Annotated in this window: 8 protein-coding genes and 1 pseudogene; 5 read left to right on the top strand and 4 right to left on the bottom strand. The window is 55.0% G+C overall.

Annotation, left to right across the window (positions count from 1 at the left end):
* Positions 1-771: pseudogene (locus L691_RS0127345) on the bottom strand (serine--tRNA ligase); the annotation flags it as partial.
* Between the two features lie 72 nt (positions 772-843).
* Here L691_RS0127345 and L691_RS33240 point away from each other — a divergent pair.
* The 4 genes from L691_RS33240 (at position 844) to L691_RS32375 (ending at position 2,537) form a co-directional block, all read left to right on the top strand.
* On the top strand, positions 844-1,098 hold the full coding sequence (locus L691_RS33240) for a hypothetical protein (protein WP_025693361.1): 255 nt from the start codon (positions 844-846) through the stop codon (positions 1,096-1,098).
* Positions 1,068-1,475, top strand: a complete 408-nt coding sequence (locus L691_RS32380; RefSeq protein WP_156934363.1) for a hypothetical protein — start codon at positions 1,068-1,070, stop codon at positions 1,473-1,475. Before L691_RS33240 ends, L691_RS32380 begins: the two co-directional genes overlap by 31 nt.
* A gap of 160 nt (positions 1,476-1,635) precedes the next feature.
* Positions 1,636-2,190: an NADPH-dependent FMN reductase gene (gene ssuE / locus L691_RS0127335; RefSeq protein WP_025693360.1), complete on the top strand. Its 555-nt coding sequence runs from the start codon at positions 1,636-1,638 to the stop codon at positions 2,188-2,190.
* Positions 2,191-2,360: 170 nt separating this feature from the next.
* The gene (locus tag L691_RS32375) at positions 2,361-2,537 is read left to right on the top strand and encodes a hypothetical protein (RefSeq protein WP_156934362.1); all 177 of its coding nucleotides are present in this window, start codon (positions 2,361-2,363) and stop codon (positions 2,535-2,537) included.
* 125 nt (positions 2,538-2,662) lie between these two features.
* On the opposite strand, the gene L691_RS0127325 is transcribed toward L691_RS32375, so the two are convergent.
* Positions 2,663-3,784: a Gfo/Idh/MocA family protein gene (locus tag L691_RS0127325; protein WP_025693359.1), complete on the bottom strand. Its 1,122-nt coding sequence runs from the start codon at positions 3,782-3,784 to the stop codon at positions 2,663-2,665.
* Positions 3,785-3,898: 114 nt separating this feature from the next.
* Here L691_RS0127325 and L691_RS34480 point away from each other — a divergent pair, with 114 nt between their 5' ends.
* Positions 3,899-4,093, top strand: a complete 195-nt coding sequence (locus L691_RS34480) for a winged helix-turn-helix transcriptional regulator (RefSeq protein ID WP_084654510.1) — start codon at positions 3,899-3,901, stop codon at positions 4,091-4,093.
* 120 nt (positions 4,094-4,213) lie between these two features.
* Here the strand turns inward: L691_RS34480 and L691_RS0127320 are convergent, their stop codons facing one another.
* Positions 4,214-5,245: a ribonucleotide-diphosphate reductase subunit beta gene (locus tag L691_RS0127320; RefSeq protein ID WP_025693358.1), complete on the bottom strand. Its 1,032-nt coding sequence runs from the start codon at positions 5,243-5,245 to the stop codon at positions 4,214-4,216.
* Positions 5,246-5,503: 258 nt separating this feature from the next.
* Positions 5,504-7,837: a ribonucleoside-diphosphate reductase subunit alpha gene (locus L691_RS0127310; RefSeq protein ID WP_025693357.1), complete on the bottom strand. Its 2,334-nt coding sequence runs from the start codon at positions 7,835-7,837 to the stop codon at positions 5,504-5,506.
* Positions 7,838-8,321: the final 484 nt, after the last annotated feature.

Here is an 8,321-nt window from a genome sequence, read left to right as displayed (position 1 = left end):
CGACATCCCGGCAAGCCTTATCGGCTCCTTCAAGTCGACGGTCTCGTCGCTGTACAGCGAGACGAGCGGAACCTCCGAGGTCCCTGCAAGCCAGCGGTTCTCGCCGCTTAGCTCATAAGTCTGATCCTCTCCGCCCGGGAAGAATCCGGTCCGCACCAGCGTCTCGGGGCGGACGATTGCGGGCACGTCCATGACCGTAAACCCTCTGGCGGTCAGCACATCAAGCGCGAGCCGCTGCACGGCGAGATGCAGATACAGCCCGGTTCCCTTGAGCGTATAGCTGCGCGGTCCGCCCGCCTTCACGCCGCGCGGAATGTCGATGATGTCATGCAGCTCGCCGAGCTCGACATGATCCCGGACCGCGAAGCCGAACGCGGGCGGCTCCCCGCAGCGCCGGACCTCCATGTTGTCCTTGTCGCTCTCGCCGATAGGCGTATCCTGCGATACGGGATTCGGCGCCCGCAGCATCAGCTCCCGGCATTGGGTCTCCGCTTCAGCGAGCCGCGCTTCCACCTCAGTCAGACGGCCGCCCAGTTCCCTGACCTGAGCTTTAACCGTTTCGCCCTCCGCAGGATTTCCCTGCCGGAGCAGCGCCTCAACTTCCTTGGTAAGCGCATTGCGCCGCGCCCGCAGCTCTTCGGTCTCTAGGCGCAGACCGCGACGCCGGTCGTCCCATTCCAGCAGCTCATCAAGCGGGAAGTCCACCTTTTTCCACTTGGCCGTCTGTCTGACAAGCTCCGCGTTCTCCCTGATCCAAACCATGTCCAGCATAACCGTTCGCTCCTTTTTGTGAAAAAATACAAAAAACGCCCTCATCCATGGGACGAGGAGCGTCAGCTCGCGGTGCCACCCAGGTTGACCGAATCCGGCCTGAAACGGCGGTATTCGATCCTCTTTGGCCTTCGCGGTAACGGGCGAAACCCGGTAAACTTAGAGAGCGGTCTTGATGCCGCCCCGGTCGCAAACGCCTCACGGTTGGATGCCGGTCATTGGCCTGATCGGGATGTGATGTTGCCGTTTAGTATAGCGCAGGAAAATGCTAATGGCAAGGCGGAGGAGCGGAAGTATTGGATTCCCATGTTCAATCTGGCGCGTTAGGACATGGTTGTTTGGACCGTCCGTCTGGCTGGCAAAACAGCTCAAGTGCAGTTTTTTTCAACAAAAGCGTCGGTTATCATGAAGTTCCTGAGATTATGCAGGAATTTCAACTGTGCGGAATGAATTTGAGGTTAAACAAGCCCCAAAAATGCACATTTACAGGCGCGTTACCTGTGGCTGCTTCAAATGGAAAAAAAGATGCACTATTTCAGGTATTTCTGCCCTATCCTGCTCACCGACGTCTCATTGAAGTTCGTATCGCATGGGTAGGTTTGCCCGCCGCTCCGGTTAAAGCCGTAAACCTTTCTTGCTTGCGAAGCACTATTCCAGAAGAGGGTTTGCCGAATTCGAACAGCTGTGCGGTAATTGATGCTTAAAGGAGCCTCTCGCTAGGATCTCATTATTTGCCGGCGCTTTCCATGCTTTAGAGCTCGTCCGCGTTGACATGGGCAGGCTCCCTTTGTTACGATAATTTAAATTTAAGTTATTGTCGGATTTGCGGAGTCTCTGCTCCCTGACTGACAGAAGAGGTGAAAAGTGGCTAAGATTGTGGTGATTAATGGAACGCCGTCGCTTGTATCGCGCATCAATGCGGTGATCGAGTATGCAGAGCATGCGCTTGGCGGCAAAGGATTTGAGGTCGAGCGGATCAATGTGGCGGAGCTGCCGCCGGAAGATCTGATTCTTACGAAATTCGAGAGCGAAGCGATTGTCAAAGCGAACGGCCTCGTGGCCGAAGCGGACGCTCTGATCGTTGTAAGTCCGGTATACAAGGCATCCTATACGGGGGTTCTCAAGACGTTTCTTGATCTGATTCCCCAAAAAGGGCTTGCCGGAAAAATCGTGCTCCCGCTCTTTATGGGCGGCAGTCTAGCGCATCTGCTCACGATTGATTACGCGCTGAAGCCGGTATTGTCCGTGCTGGGCGCGCGCCATATCCTTGGCGGTGTGTACGCGGTGGACTCCCAGGTCGTGCGTAATGATGCCGGAGCGGTGGAGATTGTCGAAGAACTGAAGCTGCGGCTGGATAATGCGCTCGGTGAGTTCGCGGAAGAGACGGAGCTGAAGGCCGACCGCAAGGCGCGGGACTAGCCGATTCGGATAGACGAACTCCGGGATGAAGGACTCGCAGGTTGAGAAAAAAGAATCGTGCAGTATGAAAAAGGCAGCCTATCCTCAACCGAGGACAGGCTGCTTTTGCTCTTTCAGCCTGAGCCGTAATTTAGCAGGAATAGTACATCTCAGCCGGTACAGGTCATGTCGTGCGGGCGTTTAAAGGCATTTCCACCGTAGCGCATACCACGGCATCCGGCACTCAGGAGGTCTCTGCCGCGGCTGAGGAGCAACTGGCTTCGATGGAAGAGATGTCCTCCTCCTTTCATGCCGTAACCCATATGGCGGAAGGGATGCAGGAGCTTGTAAGCCGTTTTCGGGTGTAGAAACCCTTATTTCCCGCCGCCCTGTGATCAAAAGATGCTTGCAGTATCAGCAAACGAATCCATCCTCCACTTTAAGCGGGAATGGATTCGTTTTTGGGTTTGAGGCGTTTTGCGGCTGCTGAGTTTTAGTCCAAGGGTTCCGTTTTTTGTCTTGTTCCGGTATCGGCGGCTCTTTGTACCGCGTCGATCAATGTATGGACAGCCAGTGCCGTATGGAAATCGGGGGCCAGCCGGGTGTTCCCCTCCAGATCACTGTAAATCAGCCTGTACAGCCCGGCCAGATTGAACGCCGGACCGGCTGTCAGGCCCGAAGGCTGCAAAGTATACTGCGGCGGAATGGACAGTTCGCCGAAGGCTTTGTTGCCCGGCTGCGCTCCCTTCAGCGTGAAAGAGTCGATCTGAAACATGAAGTTCTCGTTTGATTGCAGGACCATATCGCCTTCCGTCCCATTTATTTCAATCGAAAGATTTCCGATGTGGGTATTGCGGATATGGGTATTCATAATCGCTCCGTCCGCCAATTTGCCGGTGATGACCACATGGTCTGGCGATGTGGATTGAACGATCTCGCCTGTTTCCATAATGGGTATCCGGTCCGCTTGCGTCTCTAGAACGGACGATACTTCCGAGAAGGGGCCCAGCAGATATGTTATTCCATCCAGCAAATGCCCGGCGGCTATGGTTAGATGGTTCGCTCCGTTTGTTTTGTCCAGCAAATAGACCCGGGATTGAGGGATCCGCTTTGACCGTGAAGGGAAGAGGGGCAGCGCGTAATTGCAGTGTACGGCCCGGACTTCCCCGATGTATCCGTCTGCGATCAAGTCTTTCAGGTAGCGGACAGCCGGGTTGGCCCAGGACTGCAGTCCGGCAAAATGACGAACCCCTTTTTCTTCGGATGCATGGAGCAGGTGAGCCGCCTCAGCGGACGATCGTCCGAGCGGAAACTCGCAAAAGACTGATTTTCCGGCCTGAAGCGCGGTTTGTACCAGCTTCTCATGTTCGGGTACTTTAACCGCAATGGTAACCAGATCGACATCCGGATGGATAGCCAGCTCATATGGATCGCTAAAAGCATGGGGTATGCCAAAACGCTTCGCTGTTTCATCAGCGCTGTCTTGACGGGTGGTGCAGACGGCGGCTGCCTGAAATTCAGGAAGCGCGAGCAATGCCGGAAGGTGGGCAAGCCCGCCCCAGGAACCGTTCATATTCGCACCAATGACACCGACTCCCCGTTTGTTTATTTTCATAGCACCCAACTCCTTGTGAATGAAATGTTTGTTAGGATAAAATGCGGCTATAAAGTTACAATAATACAAGGACTGAGTTAATGTAAGTAGGAACCTTTTTGTTCCCGGGCGGGAATACCCAGCATTTTTGACGGTCTTATCAAGAGGCAAGTCACCGAGTCCGCGCCTCCGATCGCCCATTATGAACTGACCCCAATCGGGGAGTCGGTGCTTCCGCATATGATCCAGATGAAGGAGTGGGTGGGTGAGTATTATTCGCGGATCGAAGAGTCCAGGCGGGAGTATGACGGGAAACATATACGGGTATAGGCCTTAAGGAGGCGCCTGGTAGCAAGAGGAGCGTTTCATTAAAAAATTTGGACCCTGACAGCGGTTGTCAGGGTCCTTTTTTTCAAAATCGAAGTCTATATATGCCGAGGGCATTTCCGCTTACAAATCGTCAAATCCGTTGTCGTCGCCCACCTTGCCGTAGTTGCGGGACTTGGCTTCGAAGAAGTCGGTCTTCGTGGCGTTCAGCGCCTCATCGGAAAACGGCTTGATCCACGGCATGCAGTTCACATCCACACCCGGGTACGCTTTGTCCAACCCCATCAGGGTGAGGCGCTTGTTGGCGATATATTTGATGTAGTCGCTCAGCTCGAGAAGGTCGATACCGCGTACCTCTTGCAGCGTATAATGCGCCCAGTTCGTCTCAAGGGCAACGGCCCGGTCGATGGTCCGGTACACATAGTCCATATTTTCCTTGGTGTTCAGCTCCGGGAAGTCCTCAAGCAGCTGCTTGAACACTTCGGCGAAGAAGTAGCAGTGCTGGTTCTCGTCACGCTGGATGTAGGAGATCATCTGACTGGTCGCCATCATTTTCTGGTCGCGGGCCAGGTTGTAGAAGAAGGCGAACGTGCTGTAGAAGAAAATTCCCTCCAGAATCAAATCGGCCACCAGCGCCTGGAAAAAGCTCTGCCGCGACGGGTTATCGCGGAACTCCTGGTAAATCTCCGAAATGAACTGGTTGCGTTCCAAGAGAACGGGATCATGCTTCCAGTATTCAAAAATTTCCTTCTGCTCCCGCTCGGAAACAATGGAGGAGAGGACGTAGGAATACGACTGGTTATGCACGACCTCCTGCTGGCCGATAATCGCCGATATCGCCTCCAGGGAAGAGTCGGTAAAATACCGCTTCACGTCGCTGACGAACATCGTCTGCATCGAATCGAGCACGGCGAGCAGGGAGATGTTGATCTTGAACACGCGCTGCTCTTCCGCATCCAAGAGCGGAAACTGCTGGGCGTCCTTGGACATCGGAATTTCATCGGCGATCCAGTGGTTCAGCAGCAGCACCTTGTACAGCTTGTACATGTGCGGCATGCGGATGTCGTTCCAGTTCAGAATGCCGGAGCATTCGCCTTCGATAATGCGGGTGGATTGGTTGGGGGCTTCGGTGTTGAATATTTTTTGCAGCTGCATGGCTGGTCACTCCTTAATTGCGTTTATCTTCTGCGAAGCTGAAAATGGCCGCTCACAGAGTGGGCTGAATGCCCGGCACGGATTTTTCGCACCTGCAGGGAATGCTTGAGCTTCCGATCGCTGTTATCCTCTGATTTCTTGACTGAATCACCCGGCGGGTGAAATCCGAGGATAAAGGCGACCGCTGGAGCTTCTCCGGCTTCAAGCTTCCCCTCCGGTGCTCGTTGCCAAGCTTTAGTTAAACGGTATGCTGAATTTTCAGCTTGCGCAGGACTCGCATTCTTCAATGGTCAGCGCGCGGCTGCGGACATAATAGGTTGATTTAAGGCCGCCCTTCCAGGCGTTCAGGTGCAGGTCCAGGAACTCGGTCGCCTTGATGTCCGGGCGCACGTACAGGTTGAAGCTTTGTCCCTGGTCGACATGGCGCTGGCGGGCCGAAGCCATGCGAATCGACCAGTTCTGGTCGATCAGGAACGCCGTCTTGTAGTACCAGATCGTCTTCTCGGACAGATCGGGCGCTGGGTTGGCGATTTTGTATGTCGTCTTCTCCTCGTAGGAGAGAAGGTCATAGAGCGGGTCGATGCTGGCCGTCGAACCGGCGATGATCGACGTTGAGCCGTTCGGCGCGATCGCGAACATCCAGGCGTTGCGGACGCCGTCTCTTGCGACCTCTTCCTTCAGAGCGCGCCACTGCTCGGCCGTGACGAATTTTCCTTCGCGCTCGCCGCTGGTGTAGCTGCGTAGTTCAAAATACGCGCCCGTCTCCCAGTCGGAGCCTGCAAACTTCGGATAGCGGCCCTTCTCGCGGGCCAGCTCCATGCTGGAGCGGATGAGCAGATAGTTAATGTGCTCATACAGATGATCGTTATATTCTACGGCTTCCTCGGATTCCCAGCGGATGCCTTCCAGCGCAAGTAAGTGATGCAGGCCGAAGGTGCCGAGGCCGACGGCGCGGTACTGGCTGTTCGTATACTGCGCCTGGAGTACCTCGATATTGTTAATGTCGATGACATTGTCCAGCATGCGAACCTGAATCGGAATAAGGCGTTCCAGCACCCCGGCTGGAACCGCGCGGGCGAGATGGATCGAGTTCAGGTTGCAGACGACGAAGTCGCCGGGGATTTTGGAGATGACGATCCGGGTCTGGCCGTCCTTCGTCACAAGCTCCTCCTGCTCAACTACAGTCGCGGATTGATTCTGCATAATTTCCGTGCAGAGGTTGGAGGAGAACACCATGCCTTTGTGACGGTTCGGATTGGCCCGGTTGACCGTGTCCCGGTAGAACATGTACGGCGTTCCGGTCTCTAGCTGCGATTTCATGATCCGCTTCATAATGTCGATGGCCGGAACAGTGATGCGGGTCAGCTCCGGGTGGGCGGACGCTTCGGCATATTTCTCGCGGAAGGTCCCTTGCCCGAACTCATCGTCATAGAAGTCTTCCAGGCCAAGGGCGCGGCCGTTCGCATCCTTCCAGCCCATGACCTTCTTCACTTCATGCGGGCAGAAGAGATTCCACTGTCCCCGCGCTTCCACAGCTTCCATGAACAGGTCGGGCAGGCAGACGCCGTGGAAGACGTCATGGGCGCGCATGCGCTCGTCGCCGTTGTTCAGTTTAAGATCCAAGAAGGCGAGAATATCCTTGTGGAAGACGTCGAGATAGACGGCGATCGCGCCCTTGCGGGTGCCGAGTTGGTCTACGCTGACGGCGGTGTTATTCAGCTGGCGAATCCAGGGGATGACGCCGGAGCTTGTGTTCTTGTGGCCGCGGATGTCAGAGCCGCGGGCGCGCACCTTGCCAAGGTAGACGCCGATACCGCCGCCCATTTTGCTGAGACGGGCCACGTCCGTATTGGAATCGAAGATGCCCTCCAGCGAGTCGTCGACGGTGTCGATGAAGCAGCTGGACAGCTGGCCCGCGACTTTTTTGCCCGCGTTGGACATCGTCGGGGTGGCGGCGGTCATATAGATGTTGCTCATCGCCCAGTAGGCTTCCTTCGCCAGCGCCAGACGTTTCTCCGCAGGCTCCTGATGCATCAGGTACATGGCGATGATCATGTAGCGCTCCTGCGGAAGCTCCATAACGCGCCCGTCGAAGTCACGGGCCAGGTAGCGGTCGGACAGCGTGAGCAGCCCGATGTAATCGAACAGCAGGTCGCGGGAAGGGTCAATGCAGGCTCCCAGCTCTTCGATCTGCTCTTTCGTGTAGGCGGTCAGCAGTTCCTCGCGGTACACGCCTTTTTTGACGAGACCTTCAATCAGCGGATACAGCGCGCCGTACGGCTCGTCCGGGTAGGCTTTGTAGCGGCGGTTGACCGCCGCCTTTTTATAGAGGGAGGTCAGTAGGGAGCGGGCGGCGGCGAATTTCCAGTCCGGTTCTTCCTTGGTTACCAGTTCCAGTGCGCTCATCGTAAAAGCGCTGCTGATCTCCTCGCCGCTGACCTCGTCGCGCCGCAGCTTGGCATTCACACCGCGCAGCAGCGTCTCTTTATTCAGGTTATCCAGTCCGTTTAAGACTCGGTCGGCATAAACGGAAAGACGCATTTCATCAAAGGCAAGCTGGCGGTTGTCGGGTTTCACTACGAGTTGGGGCATTCGGATCGCTTCCTTTCACGGTGTAAAATTTTTATGGGATGAAGATTACAGGGCATGAATGAATAAGAGGCATAAGTAAGCAGGAATGCGGCCTTCCTACGGATAGCCACAGCGTGTACATTTAATTTTGAATATCAAAAATTGATATATTTAAGCGCATAGTGGAGCCCGGTCCAGGCTTATTAACGGGAATTTCTCCCGTTTATAAGCCCTTGAACGAGCGTGATATTGAGCTGAACGGGAAATCCTCCCTCATAATTTGCCGTTTGCGCCCAAATGGAGAGAAAACAGGCAAATAAGCTGGAGAATTTCCGTCTAATAACTTTAAGTCATCTATATGATAAAAATAGACGGGAGAAATTCCCGCATATCTCACTATAGAAAGGTCTATACAGGGCTCCGGCTCAATTTGTGCCTCGGCCCATTCGCTTGCCCTGGTTCAACTTCGCGACTAACCCGCCGGGAGTCTCGCATGGCCGCTTCC

It is taken from the genome of Paenibacillus zanthoxyli JH29 (assembly GCF_000520715.1).
GTDB classification, from domain to species: Bacteria; Bacillota; Bacilli; order Paenibacillales; family Paenibacillaceae; genus Paenibacillus_AQ; species Paenibacillus_AQ zanthoxyli.
Note: the sequence above shows the minus strand (reverse complement) of the source record. Positions and strands in the feature narration are given on the sequence as shown.

Bases quoted from the DNA above. Each gene is read 5' to 3' on its own strand.
- L691_RS0127325 (WP_025693359.1), bottom strand. From the start codon at position 3,784: ATGAAAATAAACAAACGGGGAGTCGGTGTCATTGGTGCGAATATGAAC.
- L691_RS0127320 (WP_025693358.1), bottom strand. From the start codon at position 5,245: ATGCAGCTGCAAAAAATATTCAACACCGAAGCCCCCAACCAATCCACC.
- L691_RS0127310 (WP_025693357.1), bottom strand. From the start codon at position 7,837: ATGCCCCAACTCGTAGTGAAACCCGACAACCGCCAGCTTGCCTTTGAT.